18 protein-coding genes and 1 tRNA gene are annotated in these 18,773 nt (G+C 68.4%); 6 read left to right on the forward strand and 13 right to left on the reverse strand.

Translation table 11 applies throughout. From position 1 onward, the window contains the following. Nucleotides 1-34: 34 nt before the first annotated feature. Together ASF40_RS06635 and ASF40_RS06640 are read left to right on the forward strand one after the other, a co-directional pair. Complete coding sequence (locus tag ASF40_RS06635) at nucleotides 35-748, forward strand: SOS response-associated peptidase (protein ID WP_056367400.1); 714 nt, start codon at nucleotides 35-37, stop codon at nucleotides 746-748. Between the two features lie 45 nt (nucleotides 749-793). Further along, on the forward strand, nucleotides 794-1,666 hold the full coding sequence (locus tag ASF40_RS06640) for a hypothetical protein (RefSeq protein WP_056367401.1): 873 nt from the start codon (nucleotides 794-796) through the stop codon (nucleotides 1,664-1,666). Between the two features lies 1 nt (nucleotide 1,667). Here the strand turns inward: ASF40_RS06640 and ASF40_RS06645 are convergent, their stop codons facing one another. From ASF40_RS06645 to ASF40_RS06675, 7 genes are read right to left on the reverse strand one after another with little or no spacing between them, the layout of a single operon-like run. Then, entirely contained in the window at nucleotides 1,668-2,873 is a 1,206-nt protein-coding gene (locus ASF40_RS06645) for a glycoside hydrolase family 3 N-terminal domain-containing protein (protein WP_235560153.1), read from the reverse strand. Between the two features lie 26 nt (nucleotides 2,874-2,899). After that, nucleotides 2,900-4,576: an acyl-CoA dehydrogenase family protein gene (locus ASF40_RS06650; RefSeq protein ID WP_056367402.1), complete on the reverse strand. Its 1,677-nt coding sequence runs from the start codon at nucleotides 4,574-4,576 to the stop codon at nucleotides 2,900-2,902. After that, nucleotides 4,573-5,670, reverse strand: a complete 1,098-nt coding sequence (locus ASF40_RS06655; RefSeq protein WP_082496957.1) for a zinc-binding metallopeptidase family protein — start codon at nucleotides 5,668-5,670, stop codon at nucleotides 4,573-4,575. The genes ASF40_RS06650 and ASF40_RS06655 overlap by 4 nt, the downstream gene beginning before the upstream one ends. 41 nt (nucleotides 5,671-5,711) lie before the next feature. Further along, on the reverse strand, nucleotides 5,712-6,851 hold the full coding sequence (locus tag ASF40_RS06660) for a PQQ-dependent sugar dehydrogenase (protein ID WP_056367403.1): 1,140 nt from the start codon (nucleotides 6,849-6,851) through the stop codon (nucleotides 5,712-5,714). Then, nucleotides 6,848-7,324 (reverse strand): VOC family protein, encoded by a 477-nt coding sequence (locus tag ASF40_RS06665; protein ID WP_056367404.1) that lies wholly within the window; start codon nucleotides 7,322-7,324, stop codon nucleotides 6,848-6,850. The genes ASF40_RS06660 and ASF40_RS06665 overlap by 4 nt, the downstream gene beginning before the upstream one ends. Before the next feature lie 44 nt (nucleotides 7,325-7,368). Further along, entirely contained in the window at nucleotides 7,369-8,436 is a 1,068-nt protein-coding gene (locus ASF40_RS06670; RefSeq protein ID WP_327037399.1) for a sensor histidine kinase, read from the reverse strand. A 10-nt stretch (nucleotides 8,437-8,446) separates the two neighbouring features. Further along, entirely contained in the window at nucleotides 8,447-9,127 is a 681-nt protein-coding gene (locus ASF40_RS06675; RefSeq protein ID WP_056367406.1) for a response regulator transcription factor, read from the reverse strand. Between the two features lie 87 nt (nucleotides 9,128-9,214). On the opposite strand from ASF40_RS06675, the gene ASF40_RS06680 reads away from it, so the two are divergent. Beyond that, complete coding sequence (locus tag ASF40_RS06680; protein WP_082496907.1) at nucleotides 9,215-9,859, forward strand: M15 family metallopeptidase; 645 nt, start codon at nucleotides 9,215-9,217, stop codon at nucleotides 9,857-9,859. A 61-nt stretch (nucleotides 9,860-9,920) separates the two neighbouring features. Here the strand turns inward: ASF40_RS06680 and ASF40_RS06685 are convergent. From ASF40_RS06685 to ASF40_RS21425, 3 genes are all read right to left on the reverse strand, one after another. Beyond that, nucleotides 9,921-9,993 (reverse strand) — tRNA-Ala (locus tag ASF40_RS06685). Nucleotides 9,994-10,519: 526 nt separating this feature from the next. After that, a complete protein-coding gene (locus tag ASF40_RS06690) occupies nucleotides 10,520-11,500 on the reverse strand; it encodes a hypothetical protein (protein ID WP_157549475.1) in 981 nt (326 codons plus the stop codon). After that, a complete protein-coding gene (locus tag ASF40_RS21425; protein ID WP_157549478.1) occupies nucleotides 11,497-11,703 on the reverse strand; it encodes a hypothetical protein in 207 nt (68 codons plus the stop codon). Before ASF40_RS21425 ends, ASF40_RS06690 begins: the two co-directional genes overlap by 4 nt. Before the next feature lie 147 nt (nucleotides 11,704-11,850). On the opposite strand from ASF40_RS21425, the gene ASF40_RS06700 reads away from it, so the two are divergent. The 3 genes from ASF40_RS06700 to ASF40_RS06710 all read left to right on the forward strand — a co-directional run bounded on the left by ASF40_RS06700 (nucleotide 11,851) and on the right by ASF40_RS06710 (nucleotide 17,336). After that, on the forward strand, nucleotides 11,851-12,675 hold the full coding sequence (locus ASF40_RS06700; protein WP_056367409.1) for a RecB family exonuclease: 825 nt from the start codon (nucleotides 11,851-11,853) through the stop codon (nucleotides 12,673-12,675). An 84-nt stretch (nucleotides 12,676-12,759) separates the two neighbouring features. Further along, entirely contained in the window at nucleotides 12,760-16,044 is a 3,285-nt protein-coding gene (locus ASF40_RS21430) for a hypothetical protein (protein ID WP_157549481.1), read from the forward strand. Continuing rightward, the gene (locus tag ASF40_RS06710; protein WP_056367411.1) at nucleotides 16,041-17,336 is read left to right on the forward strand and encodes a DEAD/DEAH box helicase; all 1,296 of its coding nucleotides are present in this window, start codon (nucleotides 16,041-16,043) and stop codon (nucleotides 17,334-17,336) included. Before ASF40_RS21430 ends, ASF40_RS06710 begins: the two co-directional genes overlap by 4 nt. Nucleotides 17,337-17,342: 6 nt before the next feature. On the opposite strand, the gene ASF40_RS06715 is transcribed toward ASF40_RS06710, so the two are convergent. From ASF40_RS06715 to ASF40_RS20830, 3 genes are read right to left on the reverse strand one after another with little or no spacing between them, the layout of a single operon-like run. Beyond that, nucleotides 17,343-17,627, reverse strand: a complete 285-nt coding sequence (locus ASF40_RS06715; protein WP_056367412.1) for a hypothetical protein — start codon at nucleotides 17,625-17,627, stop codon at nucleotides 17,343-17,345. A gap of 26 nt (nucleotides 17,628-17,653) precedes the next feature. Further along, nucleotides 17,654-18,283 (reverse strand): uracil-DNA glycosylase, encoded by a 630-nt coding sequence (locus ASF40_RS06720; protein ID WP_235560154.1) that lies wholly within the window; start codon nucleotides 18,281-18,283, stop codon nucleotides 17,654-17,656. 44 nt (nucleotides 18,284-18,327) lie between these two features. After that, nucleotides 18,328-18,696, reverse strand: coding sequence for a helix-turn-helix domain-containing protein (locus tag ASF40_RS20830; protein ID WP_082496908.1), 369 nt, complete (start codon nucleotides 18,694-18,696; stop codon nucleotides 18,328-18,330). Nucleotides 18,697-18,773 lie beyond the last annotated feature (77 nt).

The following is an 18,773-nucleotide window of genomic DNA, read 5'->3' on the forward strand; positions in this document are numbered from 1 at the left end:
CACCGATGTCGGTAGCCCCGCGTAGGCTGGCGCCATGTGCGGACGCTTCGTAGTGGCCAGCGCCGGCTCCGATCTGGTCGGGGTGCTGCGCGTCGACGTCGAGGGTGACGATCTCCCGGCTCCGTCCTTCAACGTGGCACCGACCGCCAGCGCCGCGATCGTGCTCGACTCGGCGAAGACCGAGCCGCCGACCCGCCGGCTCGAGGCCGCCCGCTGGGGACTGATCCCTTCGTGGGCGAAAGACACCAAGATCGGTGCGCGGGCGTTCAACGCCCGGGCGGAGGAACTCGAAGACAAGCCCATGTTCCGCAGCGCTCTCGAGAAGCGCCGCGCGGTGGTGCCCGTGTCGGGCTACTACGAGTGGAAGAACGTCGACGGCACCAAGATCCCCCACTACATCCATCCCGCCGACGGCGGGCCGCTGTTCCTCGCCGGGCTGTACGAGTGGTGGCGCGACAAGACCAAAGGCGACGACGACCCCGAGCGCTGGCTCCTGAGCTTCACGATCCTCACCCGCGACTCGATCGGCCACCTCGGCTCGATCCACGACCGCATGCCGCTGTTCCTCGACCCCGACCATGCCGATGCCTGGCTCGACCCGACCACCGACAACGTGCGCGATGTGCTCGACGCGGCGATCGACGCGGCTCCCGCCCTCGCCGACACCCTCGACGACCACGAGGTGTCGAAGGACGTCGGCAACGTACGCAACAATTCCCCTGAACTCATCGAGCCCGTCGAGGTCTGACCCGCACCCAGCGCTCGCCGGGGCGCGCCCGCGTATCCTCGAACGGTGACGATCGCGCCCCCTGAAACCCCGGTGCTCGCCGGCGGCGTGTGGCGCGAGCGCGAGGCGGCGCACGACGAGCGCGCGCGAGAACTCACGGCCGCGCACCGCGCCCGGGCCGCGCGCGGTGAGAAGCACCCAGTCGAGGACTTCCTCTTCACCTACTACTCGTACAAGCCGGCTGTCCTGCACCGCTGGCATCCCGGTGAGGGCCTCGAGTTGGCGGATGCCGCCTCCGACGCCCGCGCCGAATGGCGCTGGTACCGGCCCGGCAGCGTGCCCGGCGCCCTCGCCGTCGACGGTGAAGGTTTCCGCGCCGCGCGGGGCGCGCTCGTGGCGAACGTGGGGCGGATCCTCCGGGCCACGGCCGGCCGCACCCCCGGCTTCGGGTGCTTCGGTCTGCACGAGTGGGCCATGGTGTACCGGCAGCCGGAGCACCGGCATCCCGTTCCGCTCCGACTGGGGCAGGACGCGACCGACGCGGTGGTCGAGGCTCACGATCTCCGGTGCACGCACTTCGACGCATTCCGGTTCTTCACGCCCGACGCCGTTCCGCGCAACCGCGACGTACCCACGCGCGAGACCCAGTCCGCGCTCGAGCAACCCGGCTGCCTCCATGCCGGCATGGACCTGTACAAGTGGGCGGTCAAGCTCGGTCCTCTCGTGCCGGGCGAGGTGATGCTCGACGCGTTCGAGCTCGCCCGCGACATCCGCGTCCTCGACATGCGGGCGTCGCCGTACGATCTCGCGGACTGGGGCTACGCGCCCGTCCCGATCGAGACCGCGGGGGGCAAGGCGGCTTATGTCCGCGCGCAGCGCGGCTTCGCCGAGCGCGGACAGCTCCTCCGGGCCCGACTCATCGAGATCGCGGGCGCCTGACTCACTCGACCGGATCCGTGCACGTGGTGCACGGCAGTTCTCCGCCTGCGGCCTCGGCGACGGCGAGCCGAAGCTCCATCACGCGCGTCGCCGCCTCCTCCAGACGCTCGGCCGGGACCGCGCCCGACTCCACCGCGGCGACGATGCCGTCGACGATCTGCGGAGCCGTCTCGGGCGTCGACGAGACCACCGTCAGCAGCATGTCGTTGCCGGCCGCGAGGGCGTTGACGGCATTCGCCACGGGGTCGGCGTACTCGGGGAGGCCGGAGCTCTGCAGCATGCCCAGGTCGTCGGTGATCGTCACGCCCTCGAAGCCCAGTTCATCGCGCGCGATCCGGTGCCATTCGGGCGACAGGCTCGCGGGCGCCGGATCGACGGCGGTGTACGCGAGATGGCCGAACATGAGAAGCTCGGCGCCGGCGTCGACTCCCGCCTGGAACGGGAGGGCGTCGGTGGCGCGCCACTGATCGAGCGGCATCGCGGTCGACGGGATCGAAGAGTGGGAGTCGCCGGGTGCCGCGCCGTGGCCGGGGAAATGCTTGAGCGTGGAGAAGACCTTCCCCTTCTCGCCGTTCACCGCGGCGGCCACGTGGGCGGCCGCGATGTCGGGTGTCGTGCCGAGGATGCGACGATGGATGAAGGAGTCGGGGTCGGCCGTGACGTCCGCCACGATGCCGAAGTTGACCGGGATGCCCGCCTGGCGCACCAGCGCCGAGCGCCCCGCGTACGCGGCCTCCACCGTGGCGGGATCGGCCTGCTGCAGCTCCAGCGGCGACGGAAGATCGTCCCACGGCAGCCGTGACACGTCGCCGCCCTCCTGGTCGATGGCGATGAGCGGCGGGTGCGCGGGGTCGACAGTGAGCGATGCGGTGATCGCCTCGAGCGCCGCCCCGTCCGCGGGGATGTTCGCGCCCATGAGCAGGAAGCCACCGGCATCGGTGGATTCCATGTACGAGCGCAGGGCCGCGGCATCCGTCGTCGGAATGTGCCCCATCACGACGCTCGCCGCGCGCTCCCGCAGCGACATCGACGAGACGGCCTGCTCGGCCGGCGAGAGACCTGTCGCATCGGGCGTCGGGGTCATCGTGACCGAGGGCGACGAGGTCGGCGACGGCTTCGCGGTGGGGGTCGCCGCACACGACGCGCAGACGATCGCCGCGGCTGCGACGACCGCGGCGAGCAGGAGGGAACGTCGCGCCGCAGTCACCCGAACAGCCTAAGCGCGGACGGCGATCAGTGGCGCGCGACGATGGCCGCGCCATCCGTCCCCGAAGGCAGCACACCATACTGCGCGCCGCGTTCCTCGCCCAGCCGGGCGGCGATGAACGTATCGGCGTCCTGTCCCGGTGCATGGCGCAGCATGAGGGACGCCTGGAAGGCGAGCGCGAGGTCCTCGCTGAGCCGACGGGCCTGTGACGGCGCCTCATCCGGATCGGCCGCGAGACGCCGCAGCAGGGCGAGGGTGCGTTCCACGTGCCGATCGAGGACCGCCGAAGCGCCCGCCGTGGCGGCGAGCTCGTCGGCGAAGGCCTCGCCCGACTCGCGGTCGCGCGTGAGCGCCCGCAGCACGTCGAGGGCGATGACGTTGCCCGATCCCTCCCAGATCGCCATGACGGGCTGTTCGCGGTACCGACGGGCGAGCGGGAAGCTCTCGGTGTAGCCGTTGCCGCCGAGGCACTCGAGCGCTTCGTAGGCATGGTGAGGGCCGCGCTTGCACACCCAGTACTTCGACACCGGCGTGGCGAGACGGCGCAGCGCGATATCGCGATCGGATGCCTCGGCCTCGAAGAGCTGCGCGAGGCGCAGGCCGGTGAGCATCGCGGCTTCGTACTCGAGGGCGAGGTCCGCGAGCACGCCGGTCATGGCGGGCTGATCGACCAGGAGCGCGCCGAAGGCCTCGCGCCCGCGCGCGTGCCAGAGGGCCTCGGCGACCGACTGCCGCATGCCCGCGGCGGTGCCCAGCACGCAGTCGAGGCGCGTGCGCTGGACCATCTCGATGATCGCCCGGACACCACGGCCGGGCTCGCCGATCAAGAACCCGACGGTCCCGTCGAACTCGACTTCCGCCGACGCGTTCGAGCGGTTGCCGAGCTTGTCTTTGAGCCGCTGGATGCGGAACGCGTTGCGCATCCCGTGCGGCAGGACACGGGGCACGAAGACGCACGTGAGGCCCTCTTCGACGCCTCCGCTGCGCGTGTGGGCGAGCACCAGGAAGCCGTCCGACATCGGGGCGGAGCAGAACCACTTGTGCCCTGTGAGCTGGTAGGCGTGTCCGCCCATCGACTCGCCGACGGTGGTGCCGGCGCGGACGTCGGAGCCGCCTTGCTTCTCGGTCATCGCCATCCCGATGAGGGCGCTCGCCTTGCCCCCGTCGACGATGAGCCGGGGGTCGTACTCGCGCGAGTACAGTCGCGGGAGCCACTCGTCGGCGACCCACGGTGATCCCTCGATCGAGGCGACAGCGGCGTGGGTCATCGACACCGGGCACGCGTGACCCGGCTCGACCTGCGCGAACAGCATGAACATCGCCGCGCGGGCGACGTGCGCCCCCGGCCGCGGTTGCGCCCATGCCGAGGTGTGCGCGCCACGCGCGACCGCCTCGGCGATCACGCGGTGGTACGACGGGTCGTACTCGACCTCGTCGAGGCGGAAGCCCCACCGGTCGTGGGCGTGGGCGGCCGGGGTGTGGACGTTCGCGAGATCCGCGTCGCGCTGGAACGGCCCCGAGCCGACGAGCGCGCCGGCTTCACGGAGGCCGTCCTCGGCCCACTCCGCCCCGAACGCGCGCACCGCCGCGCCGAGGGGCGCATTCAGTGCGTATTCGTCCACGTCGACGCGCCAGGGCGGCTGGTTCTCCACGTAGTGCGTCGCCGCACCGATCACCCGCTGCCCCCGCGCGAACGAGGTCATGACGTCTCCGTCTCCCCCGCCCCGGCGCCCGCCATCGCGAGCGTGTACTGCTCCCCCGGGCTGAGCGGCGCGCGCGTCACGATGTCGTGGACGAAGGCGAGCTTGTGCCGCACCGGCGTCACGATCGTGAACGGATACAGGTCGCCGAAGCCCATCGACCGGTTGATGCGGTTGAACGCCTGCGACAGCCACTCCCAATCGGTGAGCAGCCTCTGGATCGGCTCGTTCTCGTACGACTCGAGCGGGACGACATCCGTGTCGCGGAGGTTCGTCACGGACGCATCGAGATGGATGCCGATGACCGCGGCCGTCTGCAGGGTGCCGGTGATGTGGAGGTAGTGGGCGAACGTCTCGGCGAAATCCTCCCACGGGTGCATCGTCGCGTACTCGGAGATGAAGGCCTCGTGCCAGTCGGAGGGCGCCCCGAACGAGTAGTGGCGCTTCAGGGCGTCGCGGTAGCTCGTGCGCTCGTCGCCGAAGAGCTCGCGACACCGCGCCCAGAGCTCGTCGTCGGTGAGGAGGACGTTCTGGTAGTAGTGACCGACCTCGTGCCGCAGATGGCCGAGGATCGTGCGGTACGGCTCGCCGAGCCGCACGCGCAGCGCCTCGCGGCGATCGTCGAGGCTCTCGGCCAGGTCGATTGTGATGATGCCGTTGGCGTGCCCGATCGTGACCGGCTTGCCGTCGGAGAGGCTGGAGATCAGGTCGAACCCGAGCCCGCCCTTCTCGACGTCCCACCCGACGATCGGCAGGCCGAGATCGGCGAGCTGCAGGAGGAGCCGGCGCTTCGCCTCCTCGGTCTTCGCGAGCTTCTCGAGCGCGACGGTGTCGTCCGCCGCCGGACGGCGGCGCGTGAGCCGGCAGGAGAAGCAGCGGCCGGCGGGCGCGTTCTCCCACACCAGCCAGTTGCACGCCCATTCGCGGTTCGAGCAGGTGTACCAGGTCTCGCCGTCGATGACGGCCTGGCCGTGACGGAGCCCGAAGAACTCGCGTGTCGGGATGTGGTAGCCGATCTCGGCTTCGCAGTTCGGACACTGCAGGGTGTCCAGGTAGACGAAGTGGCGACAATGCGGACAGCGGGGCTGCGAGGTCACGCTCTCACCGTAGCGTGCCGGGGTCCGCGCGGACGCACGCGTCACGGCGCCTCGACGAGCTCCACCCGCAGGAGCAGATCGTCGCCGGGTCGCGGCGAGCCGCGTCCATCGGTGTTGTTGGTCAGGAGCCACAGCGAGCCGTCTGTCGGCGCGACCACGTCGCGCAGTCGTCCGTGCTCGCCCACCAGGGCGGCGACGGGCTCGCCGCGCATCTTGCCGGCAGCCGTGTCGATCTGCCAGAGTCGCTCGCCGCGGAGCCCCGCCATGAAGACCGTGTCGCCGCGGGTGGCGATCCCGCTGGGACTCGCATCGCTCGTCGGCCATTGCGCCACCGGATCGGTGAAGCCCTCCCGGTCGGAGATGCCCTCGACGGCCGGCCAGCCGTAGTTCGCGCCGGGTTCGATGCGATTGAGCTCGTCCCAGGTGTTCTGACCGAACTCGCTGGCCCACATCGTGCCGTCCGCCGTCCAGGCGATCCCCTGGACGTTGCGATGTCCCATGGACCAGACGCGCGTGTTCCACGGGTTGCCGGGAGCGGGGTCGCCGTCGACGGTGACGCGCAGGATCTTGCCGCCGAGGTCGTCCGGGTCCTGCGCGGCGTCGCGCCGCTGCGCATCCCCTGTCGTGACGTACAGGTAGCCGTCCGGCCCGAACGCGAGACGCCCGCCGTCGTGGGTGCTCGCCCGCGCTATGCCGTCGACGATGACCTCAGGCCCGCCCAGCTCGAAGGATCCCGGGTCGCCGAGCAGCGGCATCCGTGCCACGCGGTTGTCGTCGCTCGCGCCGAAGTAGGCGAAGAGCGTGCGCGCGCCGTCGGCCTCGTGCAGGGCAAGTCCGTGAAGGCCGGATTCGCCGCCCGACACCACAGCGGGGATGACGCCGACCGTGCGGACCCCACCGTCCGCGGTGAGCTCGAGCACCGTGCCGTCGCCGCGTTCGGAGATGAGCGCGCCGCCTCCGTCGAGGGGCACGACCGACCACGGCGCCACCAGCTCCGACGCGAGGGTTCCCGTGACCGACCCGGCACGCCACCAAGTCTCGGCTGCCGGGGCCGTGCTCGGGCCGATCGTGGGCGCCTGCGACGAGGGCGACGGCGACGGCGCCGGGGCGGTGCACCCGGCTGACGTGGTCAGCGCCAGGACGAGGCATCCGACCGCCGCCCACCGGGCGTCGCGTCTCATCCGTCCGCCACGGCAGCCTCGAGGGCCGCGAGGTCGATGCGGCGCATGCGGAGCATCGCCTGCACCGCGCGGTGGGCGATGTCAGGGTCGGGGTGGCGGATCAGCTCGACCAGCCGGTCGGGGATGATCTGCCACGACAGGCCCCACCGGTCCTTGAGCCATCCGCAGGGCTGCTCCTGGCCGCCCTGCGCGGTGAGGGCGTCCCAGTAGCGGTCGACCTCGGCCTGGTCGCGGCAGGCGACGTACAGCGAGACAGCCTCGGTGAAGGGGAACTGCGGGCCGGCGTCCATGCCGAAGTAGTCGCGGCCGCCGAGCCGGAAGTGCACGTGCATGACCTTGCCGCCCATGCCCGGCACCTCGTCCGGGTAGCGGTCGATCGTGACGAGCTCGGAGTCCGGGATCAGCGCGGTGTAGAAGGTGACCGCCTCCTCCGCGGCATCGTCGAACCAGAGGAACGGGGTCACAGCGCTCATGCGCTCCACCCTTGTCGACGCGCCGCAGCCGCGCAATGGGCGGACTACGGATGCAGCGTGCCGAGCCGCACCGTGACGCGCAGGCCGCCTTCCGGCCGGGCCATGAGCGCGAGCGTCCCGCCATGGGCCTCCGCGATGCTCCGGACGATCGCGAGGCCCAGCCCGACTCCGGCATGATCGCCGGTGCGGGCACGCTCGCTGCCGCGCTGGAACGGCTCGACCAGGGTGGCGGCGCGCGCCGGGCTGAGCACCTCGCCGGTGTTCTCGACGACGAGCTCCACCGTGTCGCCGCGTGCGGAGGTGATCACGTCGACCGTGCCGTGCTCGGGGAGGTTGTGGACGATGGCGTTGTGCAGCAGGTTCGACACGAGCTGGAGCAGCAGCGCGTCAGAGCCGCCGGTCCAGGCGGCGACGCCGCTCACGTGGACGGTCACGCCTCGGGCCTCGGCGAGCGGCAACAGCGTCTCCACGGCCTCCTCGGCGAGGAGTGACAGATCTACCGCGTCACGGGCGAATGAGCCCTGCTCCGCCCGGCTGAGCACCAGCAGCGCCTCGGTGAGGTCGATCGCGCGCGTGTTGACCGCGCGGAGCCGCTCGATGAGCGCGTCGACGTCCCGGTCGGGGTCGGTTCGGGCGACGTCGAGCAGGGTCTGGGTGATCGCCAGCGGCGTGCGCAGCTCATGCGAGGCGTTCGCTGCGAACCGCCGCTGTTCGGCGACGTGCGCCTCCAGGCGTGACAGCATCGCGTCGAAGCTGTCGGCCAGCTCGCGGAACTCGTCGTGGCGACCGGGGAGAGCGATCCGATGCGACAGCGAACCGCTCGCGGCGAGGCGCGTCGCCTCTGTGATCCGCGCCAGCGGCGCCAGCATCCGTCCGGCGAGGATCCAGCCGCCGAGCAGTCCGAACACGAGGAGGAAGATGAGCGCCCAGGAGGCCGCCGGCGTGAAGGCGCGGACGAGGTCGCCGCGATTCGGGACGAAGGGCCCCGGGCCCGTGATCTGCCCGTCCGGAACGTATCTCAGCAGGAAGACCCCCACCACGGCGAGGAGCAGCCCGCCGGCCACCATCAGGAATCCGGCGTAGCTCAGGGTGAGCTTGAGCCGCACGCTCATGCCGGGTGCCCTAGTCATGCCGCGCGCTGTCGTCGACGTCGATCCGGTAGCCGACTCCGGGGACGGTGGCGATGGCCCAGGGCTCCCCCAGTCGTTTGCGCAGGGCCGAGACCGTGATGCGCACCGCGTTCGTAAAGGGGTCGGCGTTCTCGTCCCACGCGCGTTCGAGCAGCTCCTCGGCGCTCACGACGCCGCCTTCGGCGCTCATCAGGACCTCCAGCACGGCGAACTGCTTGCGCGTCACGGCGATGTAGCGCTCGTCGCGGTAGACCTCGCGCCGGAAAGCATCCAATCGGAGCCCCGCGAGCTCCCGGACCGGTGGCCGGATGTGGCCACGGCGACGATCCAGCGCCCGCAGCCGCAGCACGAGCTCCTGCAGGTCGAACGGCTTCGTGAGGTAGTCGTCGGCGCCCAGCTCGAATCCGGTCGCCTTGTCGTCGATACGGTCCGCCGCCGTGAGCATCAGGATCGGGATGCCGCTGCCGGATCGCACGATGTGCGCGGCCACTTCGTCGCCCGACAAGCCGGGAATATCGCGATCGAGCACGACGATGTCGTAGCTGTTGATGCTCAGCAGCTCCAGCGCGGTGTCGCCGTCGCCGGCGATGTCGGCCGCGATCGCCTCGAGGCGCAGCCCGTCACGGATCGCTTCCGCCATCAGGGGCTCGTCCTCCACCACCAGCACGCGCATGCCCTCGATGCTACGAGCCGGTGCATATCGTCCGCGTATCCGAAACTGCATACCCTCTCGCAACACGCGCGCACGTCAGCTGGGAGCATGAACCCCACAGCAACCGCCCCTGCGAGATCACGGCGCGCGCTCCGCGCCGTGCTCGTGTCGCTGCTCATCGGCGCCCTCGCGATCGCCGGTGCCGCGGTATATCGGTCGGCGTCGGCCACCGTGCCGACGGGCAGCATCGCCGAAGGTGCGTCGCTCGCCGACGTGCCGCCGCCTCTCGACGGCGCGGTCACCGAGGAAGACGGGCTGCTTCCCTCCGGTGCGACGGCGTTCGACGAGGCCTACCCGGGCATCGCGGGTCTGTCGCACGGTCTGCGAGATGCGCTGCAGCGCGCGTCGCACGATGCGGCCGCCGCCGACATCATCGTCCTTGTCAACAGCGGCTGGCGTTCCGCGGAGTACCAGGACCGGCTGCTGCAGGAGGCCGTGTCTCACTACGGCTCGGCGGAGGAGGCCGCTCGCTGGGTGGCGTCGTCCGCAACCTCGGCCCATGTGGCGGGCGACGCGGTCGATGTCGGTTCGTACGACGCCGTGGACTGGCTGACGGCGAATGGCGCCGCCTACGGGCTCTGCCAGACGTACGGGAACGAGTCCTGGCATTTCGAGCTGCGTCCCGAAGCGATCGATCACGGCTGTCCGGCGCCCTACGCCGACCCGGCCCACGACCCGCGCATGCACGGGTGACGGCAAGCGCCGAGATCCCCGCGAAAACCGAAAGGCCGCCCTGATCGGGCGGCCTTGTCGGTGGACCTGAGGGGACTCGAACCCCTGACCCCCTGCATGCCATGCAGGTGCGCTACCAGCTGCGCCACAGGCCCGGATGGTCTCGCATGTTCCCAAAACCCCTGGAATCGCGCCATTCGACTTCACTCCAGTGGTGATGACTGCCAGCATACGCGATCGGCGTTCGAAGCTTCTGGATGGTACTCGAGGGCCCTCGAGGTATCTCAACCGTCCAGTAAATGACTACAACTCGATTTGTTCGTCTGCACACAACGATTCCCCGCGCCGCCACATTTCCTGACGGTCTTCAGCACGCCGCGCGAGAGTCATCAGTGGCTCCCGTAGACCAACATCGCATCCTTGATGCTGACGTGGATCTGATCCAACACCATGTCATGAACCCGATCTCGGTTCTCAACTCTTCCCTCGCAGTCGACGCTGGCCGGGAGTAATGATTGAGCGACGACTGACTTTGCCGCAGACCCCATTCACAATCACGGTGGGCGGCGTCGAGTTGTTGCTACACGTTCCTCGGCTTCGTCCTGGGGATGCGTCCGCTATGTTCACACCATCGCAACTCGGTGCGCAGGTCACGATGGGCGCCGTCGAGCGACGCAGCATCTAATGCGGCAGAAGTCTCAGCCGGCCGGCTAAGTCGACTTCGTAGACTTCAAGACTTGCCGCCTCGACCACATCGTTTTCAGCGAGGTGTTGAAGGACGGTGGCGAGTCGGTCGTGGAACCGTTCCGGGATGCCTCGCTGGATGGCGAGCAAGGGGCGCACGGATGGGTGGTCTCCGATCGCTGCCTCGGGGGTGAGTAGTCCGATGGCGCGTCGTTGGTCGGCCACGCCTCGGAGGATCTCGACGGCTGCACCATCCGCGGCGAGCCAGCGTGACAGCAACCGCGCGTACACGATCACTTGCAGGGGCGCCCACGCTATGGTCGACGCGTTCCGAGGCTTGACCTCGATAGCGAGCAGGTCTCCGGCCCCGTCGACGGCGATCAGGTCGGCCTCGCCGCCCAGCCGTTCGGGTGCCGCCCCGGGTACGGGTGCTGACTTCGCCAGCGCGAGGAGGTCTGCGCCGGCTTCGCTGAGGATGCGGCGTCGGGTGGGGTCGTCTCGGAACTGGAGGATGAACTCGCGGTCGAGCATCGACCTCTCAAGCGAGTCGTACGACGACACTGCGGACTGAACAGCGCCCTCGACGCCCGCCGACCCGCCCGCGACCGGTGGGATCACTCGGTCGAGGTACAGCCCCAGTGAATCCAGCACGGGGCGAAGTTCGCGGAAGGCGACCGAGGCAGATCCGATTTCATCGAAGCCGCTCTGTGTGCCGCGGGTCCTATGCCCAGCGAACCGCACTGCGGATAGTCCGTCCCTGTGGACGTCGAGCACCTTCTCCGTTCCGACGTACAGGGTCGCCCGTTGCGCGTCTGTCTTGATGTCGCGCCTGAACTGAAGGTCGATCGGGTAGGGCGCCTTTCGGGCGTACTCGGCGAGAACCGACAGGTCACCGCCTGGGACGAAGAGCGACAAGAAGTCGTCGGAGACGCGACGGTCGTAGCGAAGTTCGAGATGCTCAGGCCACCGCTTGCTCACACCGCCCACCAGGTGCCCTCCATTTCGATTCCGACCACGGTATCGAAATGGGAGGCATACAGGTGTGGCGCGTCTGTGTGGATCGGTACCAACCGATCCGCGGCGATCGCACGCTCCAACCTCCTGAGATCTGCCGGGCTGGCATGTCCTGAGGTGTGGTGGTGGATGAAGCGGACGCCCGCCTTCTCCAGTGCGCCGACCATTCGGGAGTTGGCTGGTGAGTCGAGGTACCCGTCCCACATCGACCAAACGACGCACCCACCTGCCAGAGTGTCGGAGCGCACCCATCGCTCTTCTATGTTGCGGTCACGCGCGCACGAGACTGGGTCGCGCTCTCCTCGCACGGGCGGGTGACGAAGAACGCCGTGCCGGTCTCGCCCTACCTGTCGGCCTCGCGCAATATCGCGGGTGCGGGTGGCTTTGCGGAGTCCGTCGACGCGAAGACTGTCGAAGTGCCAGATCTCCAGGTGTCGTACAGCGACGTCGCCGCCTATCTTCGCTGCGGTCGTAGCTATCTTCTTCGGACGCGACTCGGCTTCCTCCCACCCGTCAGCGACGAGCTCGGCTACGGCAATGCCGTGCACCACGTCATGCGAGTGATCGCCGAACGGACGAAGGCCGAAGGTGTGCTTCCGTCGGCTGCGGAGATCGACAGCCTGATCGATTCGGACTTCTTCCTGCCCTTCGCGAACAAGCCCGCGCACAAGCAGATGAAGGATCGGGCACGGGCACTCGTCCAGTCCTACGTGGACACTTATCCCGACGAGTTCCTGCGGACGTGGGCAACCGAGCGGCCGTTCGAGCTCTACCTCGACGGAATCGTGGTCTCGGGCCGCGCGGATGTCATCTACGACGAGCATGACGGCATCCCGGAGAATCTCGCCATCGTCGACTACAAGACGGCGACCGGGCCGGAGGTCGAGCCGCTGCAGCTGCAGATCTATGCCGACGCGGGCCGGCGCGAAGGTCTCACGGTGGCGGCGGCGTTCGTGCACGACATGGGGAAGGCCACCCGCCACTCGGTCGATGTCGGGGATGCCGCCGTGCAGGGAGCCGAAGCACAAGTGGAAATGGCAGCTCAGGGACTGCGGTCGCTGTCTTTCGCAGCGTCACCGTCGAAGGACAAGTGCAAACACTGCGATGTCCGCCTGCTGTGTCGCGACGCGGCCGTGTGACGAGATCTGTCCCGAATTGCCCATGCTGTGCCGCTGTCCTCCTGCGCCGCTATGGTGTGACGCGGGAATGCTGGGGGTCTGCAAGTGGTAACCAATGAGGGTTTCGACCAGTGGGAGCGCGAGTGGCGCAATCGACTGGTGGGGCGGTCTCTTGTCGCGGAAGCGGAAGTCGACCCGGATACTGCCATTCGAGCCTTTCGCATCCTCGGTCGCAACTGGCTCAATCGTGCGCACGCCGAGGAGCGACAGCGACTCGCCCGTAAGTACCGTGCCGTACTTCTCACCGGCCTCTGCGCGATCGGTTCACGCCATTACGATGCCGGCACCTACTGGGACCATGTGTGGTCCACAATCGGCATGCCTGGAGACGTCAACAAACAGGCTGAGCTCGCCAATGGCTTTCGGCACGGACTCACGACGCTCGGACTGTCGCGCTTCACGCTGACCTCTCGGCGAAACGTCGGAGAGGTTCTTCTGCACGGAGGGGTGCCGATCAACAGCGTCGGCGCTCTGGCAAAGACGCTCGCGCGATGGGACGAGACGAACCCGTCGGGCGACGCTAAGAGCTTCGTCGCATGGTTGTCGGGTCTTTCGCAGAAGGTCGCGATCACGCGGGGCATCGACGTACCCACCTGGCTGTTCATCACCGAGACGGGTGAGATCGCGGCCGACTTCATAGACCGCTGCTTGATCGCCATAGATCATGTCGCTGGGGCCACCAGCGAGGATCCCGCACTTCCGAGTGCCGTCCTCGACGAGATCGCGCTGGCCTTGGCGGGCGCCGACACACGGCGGGGCCGGGGTGCACGTGAACGTCGAGCGATCGACGTCGCGCCCAGCCTCGTGTTCTCCGCGCAGCGCGTGCAGGTTCGATTGCCACCGCTGGAGGCTCAAACCGAGAGCGACATTCAGTGGATCGTGACCGTCGACGGAACCAGCCAGCGCGTCGAGTCCCCCGCGCCGTGGCCGGGCGATCCCGTGACGCCCAAGTTTGTGCCCGTTCGGGCGCCGGCCAGGCGCGCGGTCGTCTCCGTCGTGCCTTCAGAGCAGGCCTGGGAGCTCGACCTCATCGATGCTGACGACCCCCTCTTGGTGTTCGACTACGGCACGCAGCAGCTGATCCCCTCTCGCAATTCACTTTCGCGCGGTCGAGTGTGGGTGGCCTTCCCGAGCGAGTCCGCATCGACGGCGGAATACCTGCTGGAATGTGAAGGCAACTTCGTGGTGTTGGAGAAGGCAAGCACACCAAGCGGCTGGGACGGCTGGGAATTCGCGAGCATCGATCTGTCTGACGCGACGCGCGTGCGACTGCGAGGGTCCGACCGTTGGCGGTATGTCTCCACGACACGGCGTCCTCGCCTCATCGACGGCTCCACTGTGCCCTTTATCGAGACGCTTGACGGTCGAGCGGTTCTCGCTGAGAAGCCCCTGCTCGAGCTCCCGGGAACAGGCGGAGAGGCCACGATGACGTGGCTTGTCTCGGTGGCGACATCCGAGGGCGAAGTGCTCTCGACGGATGACTACGACGTCGGCGCCGGCACGATGACCGTGCGTCTCTGGGGTTCGACCAACGAGAGCCCACTCGGCGATTTCATCGTCAACGTACGAGGACCGCTCGGCCGCGGAGCGACTCTCCGGGTGGCGATAGCCGATGGCTTCTCGGCGGTCGCATCGACCGACTTCCGGTGGATGCGACCAGATGGCAGAGGGCTCGACAGCGCCGAGCTCACGATCCGCTCGGGTGCGATCGAACATGAGGAACTCGTCGTGTCGTTCACCGCCGAGAGATGGCGCAGAGCGCGCACTCTGCGTGCGGGCACGAACGCACTGGAGATCAGTGCGAAGCTGCCGTCGATGGCTGTAGGCGCTGCCGGAACTGCATTCAGGTCGCGGTCGGGAGGTCCCATTCCGCTCGACCTGGAATCTCTCGTCGGCACGACACTGCGCGTCGACGTTCCGCCGGGCACATGGGGAGCGCAGCTTGGGGCGGTGGCGAGCGGCGAATTCGTGCAGGCCATCAACGCGTCGCAGGCCGGAGGCGCCGCATCATTTTCGCTGGCGCAGCTGAGCGACACACTCGAGACTCATCGCTTCGCTCAGCTGCGGCTCATCCTCGGCGACCGCTCCGTCCCTGTGGCATATGTGCGACCCGGACAGCTAACGTCGGCAGCATCCGTCGACGATGGCGTTCTCGCGCTCGAGAACGCCATGCCCGTCGAGGGACTGATGGCACTCGCTTACCCGAAGTACGCCCCGTGGCGAGCGCCCGCTTCGATCCAGTTTCCGCCGGGCACCGTCGCCGTCGCGTTGCCCGAAGAGGTCCTGAGGGAGGGAGCGGCAACCTTCGTGGTCTCCGTCGCCAACCCATGGGTGCCGTTCGAGGCACCGGCTCTGCCCGACTGGTCGACCCGCAACGCGTTCGTCACGGAATGGGGCGAGGTCAGCGAGCCGGACGATCCGCGAGAACGCGGTTTCCGGTCGTGGCTAGCCACCGGATCCCCGTGTCCTTCGACACCCGAGAGCCTCCCGATCGCCCTCAAGATCTACACTCTCGTTCCACGGGTCGCCAAGCGGATCGACATCGACCGGCTGCGGAGCGAGCTAGCCGAAGCCGTCCGCTCGAATCGCGAGCAGGTCGTCGACGCAGTCCTGCGCGCCGAGTCAGATGCGAACGACCTCTTCCGTCTTTTCGTCGAAGCGGATGTCGTCACCGTCCCTCGCGAGGCGTGGGAGTCGTCGGATCTGCTGTGGTCGTTCAGTCCTGCGCTCGGGATCGTCGCAGACACCGACGAGCACGCGGGACCGCACCGGGATCAGTTGCGCGACAACCTCAGCAAGTACGTCGGCGAGTCCGCCATCGACATCCTTGATGCGGGGACTGATCCCTACGCGGCCGTCGGTCGCTTCGGTCCGCGCGATAGGGTGCTCGATTCGATGCCCCAAGATCGCATCGACGCGATGTGGGCCATCGCGAACGTTCTTCCGCGGGGCCTTCTGGACAAGGACACCCGCGCACAGGCAAGCAAGCTTCTGTTCGACCGGCGCCGAGATAGATCTCTGGACGCTGTCATCGCCGTCTCACGCACCCTGATCACCGAGGCTCGTACCGCGATTGCGACTGATCTCGGCCCCTCCGCCACCGCACCTCTCGACATACGCATCAGCGATGACGGGTGGATGAACCTCCCGGCACTCTCCCTCGCGTGTGCGTTCGTTGCGAGGACAGCCTCGCGGGGTGGACCGGCCTGCTCGCGCACATTCGAGAAGTTGAGGAAGGCATACATGCGACTCGCGGACGCCGCGCCCGATATCGTTCAGCAGGATCTTGGCCTGGCGGAACTGTGGATCACGAGGTGGAGCGAGCAATGACGACAGCGATCGACCCGGTTGCCGTATCGGGAACCATCGCCAACGCGTATCGGCGATATCTGCGATCACTCGTGTCCCCCCGAGACCCATCGATTGCGGCAGCCCTCCGCGACGCGATCGATGCGGAGGCTCACCAGCAGCTCGTGAAGGGCCCGTACCTCGAAGCCACGCCCCCCTTCGTCACGGGCCTGTCTCCGTCCGAACTCATTGAGGAAGGCATCCTCAGCCCGGCATTCGCGTCCCTCGCCTCCCCGTCCTTCCCGCTCGATCGACCCCTCTATTCGCATCAGGAAGAGTCGATTCGCGCCATCCGCGCGGGCCGAAACGTCGTCGTGGCGACGGGAACCGGGTCGGGCAAGACGGAAAGCTTCCTGCTGCCGATCGTCGACCGGCTGCTGCGCGAACATGCCGCGGGAACCCTCGGCGCGGGAGTGCGGGCCATCCTGCTCTACCCGATGAACGCGCTCGCCAACGATCAGCTGAAGCGCCTGCGGTCGCTGCTCGCCGCGACGCCGCAGATCACCTTCGGGCGCTACACCGGCGATACAGAGCAGACCACCGAGTGGGCCCGCAAGAAGTTCGGCAAGCAGTTCCCCGGCCAGCCGATGCTGCCGAACGAACTGCTCAGTCGCGAGCAGATGCGCGCCACTCCCCCGCACTTGCTCCTGACGAACTACGCGATGCTCGAGTACCTGCTGCTCCGCCCGCAGGACATGGAGCTGTTCGCATCGGTGGGTGGCTCGAGCACGTGGCAGTTCATCGTCGTCGATGAGGCGCACGTCTATGACGGGGCATCCGGCGCTGAAGTGGGGTTCCTCCTGCGCAGGCTCCGCGAGCGAGTCTCTGGGAGCGCACCGCTGCAGGCGATCGCCACCAGCGCGACGGTTGGCACCGACGCGGCGCGTGCCGCGCGCTTCGCATCGGACCTGTTCGGGCTCCCCTTCGCCTCGGGTGAGCAGGGTCCGGCGGATGTCATCTCGGCCCGCCGAGTCCGATACGACGACATACCGACATGGGGAGAATTCACCACCGAGGAACTCGACCTGGACTCTCCCGAGGCGCTGCTCGGCGCCGCCCAGCGTCACGGCAGCAACGACCCCGCCCTGCCCGCGCTCTTCGCCAGCATCACGATCTGGTCGCTGCTCTACAGCCTCGCCATCTTCCTCATCGGCTGCCTGATCCTGTGGCTGATCATCTACACGTCCGTGCGCGCCGCGCTCTCATCCCACCGGCGCGTGCAGGCCGAAGACGCTGCTTTCGCCAAGGGCATCGCCGCGCAGCGTCACAACTGAGCTGCGCTACTTCTGCTCGGTGTCGCTGAGGGGCACGAAGGTCTCTCGGCGCAGTTCAGGCTCCTCCGTGTCCAGGACCGGCTCGCCTGCGGCGGGGATGTCGGCCGCCGACACCATCTGCGAAGCCCGCGTCGGCCGATGGACCCAGGAACGCATCCTCTGGTCGAACCGCTGCGTGTCGAGGACCAGCTCGTCCTCCGCCCGGCACCTCTCGCACTCGTCGTTGGAGACCGTCCGCCGATACTGAGGCGACCACCCGCAGGTGTGCTCAGGCAGCTGGGCGCGGCGCATTCCCTGAGGCTACAGCGCCGGCTGGCTCAGCCTTGCCGAACCGACTCGGCGATGCCCGCGATCGACTCGTTGAACTCCGCTCGCCTGCCCGGCTGATTCAGCGAGAGCGGTGACGGATGCCAGATGTCCACGACGTCCGGGCCATCCGCGAACCACAGGGCGACGTGCCGGCGCCACCCCTCCTGCGCGTACCGGCCGGTGAGGGCGACCACCTCGAGGTAGGGGAGGAGGGTCAGCATCTCCCGCAGCGCCGCGGCCCCATCCACGAGCTCCCGGGCCGTCGGCTTCCGGGACGCAGCCCCGAGGTACCAGGGGACGATGTTCCATACGATCACCCCGTCATGCAGCCCCGCCGAGTCCCTGGCCGACCACATTGCAGAAGCTGTCGCATCGTCGTTGTCGACTGAGATGAACCCGCTCCCTGCACGTCGGTTGCCTGCGTTCGTCATCGGCCCAGGCGCTTCCAGGAGGAACAGCACCTTCGCGTCCACCCCGGCCTCCGCCGGGTCGAACTGAGGGATGTGCACGTCTCGACTGGCAGCCTGGTGGGCTGCCCACTCGCGCAACGGCTGAACGGACTGCTCCGTCTCGAGCATCGCGAGACGCTCGGCCACGAGTGATGGGTCACGGAAGCCGCGCGGGTGAGACAGGAACACGCCTGAATCGTATTGGCTGGCATCGGCAGTGGTCGCCCCCAGTACTACGCAGCGCGGTAGAGCTCCCCGCTCTCGCCTGTCGCGATCAGATCCCTGGCGTTGCGCGGCGAACATGCCAGGTAGCGGTGGCTCTGCGTGCGCATCGTCTCGTAGCTGGCGTATCCACAGCGCTCCGCGATCGTCGAGAGCGGCGCCTCTGGTTCAAGCACGGCCGTCACGACGAACTGCGCCAGCCGGCGATGAGCGAGTCGCTCCGCAACGCTCCGGTCACCCTCGAACGCTCTGGCCAGATGCCGTCGAGAGACATGCAGCCGTCGAGCGAGCCAAGCGTGGTCGGCGCGATGTTCGGAGAAGTGCGCGTCGATCAGCTCTAGACAGCGCGTGCGCAGTGACGTCTGAGTTCCGTTCTCCACAGCACGTCATGTCCGAACCAGCCAGCGCGGTTCCGAATTCGTCGAACCATCTCACGCGATCGCGGAGATGGAACCGA

The sequence above is a fragment of the Microbacterium sp. Leaf288 genome (genome assembly GCF_001422925.1).
Lineage (GTDB): Bacteria > Actinomycetota > Actinomycetes > Actinomycetales > Microbacteriaceae > Microbacterium.

What these genes read in the sequence shown, in the direction of transcription:
- ASF40_RS06635 (WP_056367400.1), top strand. Translation starts at nt 35, where the DNA reads ATGTGCGGACGCTTCGTAGTGGCCAGCGCCGGCTCCGATCTGGTCGGG.
- ASF40_RS06650 (WP_056367402.1), bottom strand. Translation starts at nt 4,576, where the DNA reads ATGACCTCGTTCGCGCGGGGGCAGCGGGTGATCGGTGCGGCGACGCAC.
- ASF40_RS06660 (WP_056367403.1), bottom strand. Translation starts at nt 6,851, where the DNA reads ATGAGACGCGACGCCCGGTGGGCGGCGGTCGGATGCCTCGTCCTGGCG.
- ASF40_RS06665 (WP_056367404.1), bottom strand. Translation starts at nt 7,324, where the DNA reads ATGAGCGCTGTGACCCCGTTCCTCTGGTTCGACGATGCCGCGGAGGAG.
- ASF40_RS06670 (WP_327037399.1), bottom strand. Translation starts at nt 8,436, where the DNA reads ATGAGCGTGCGGCTCAAGCTCACCCTGAGCTACGCCGGATTCCTGATG.
- ASF40_RS06675 (WP_056367406.1), bottom strand. Translation starts at nt 9,127, where the DNA reads ATGCGCGTGCTGGTGGTGGAGGACGAGCCCCTGATGGCGGAAGCGATC.
- ASF40_RS06680 (WP_082496907.1), top strand. Translation starts at nt 9,215, where the DNA reads ATGAACCCCACAGCAACCGCCCCTGCGAGATCACGGCGCGCGCTCCGC.
- ASF40_RS21425 (WP_157549478.1), bottom strand. Translation starts at nt 11,703, where the DNA reads ATGGTCGGCGCACTGGAGAAGGCGGGCGTCCGCTTCATCCACCACCAC.
- ASF40_RS06710 (WP_056367411.1), top strand. Translation starts at nt 16,041, where the DNA reads ATGACGACAGCGATCGACCCGGTTGCCGTATCGGGAACCATCGCCAAC.
- ASF40_RS06715 (WP_056367412.1), bottom strand. Translation starts at nt 17,627, where the DNA reads ATGCGCCGCGCCCAGCTGCCTGAGCACACCTGCGGGTGGTCGCCTCAG.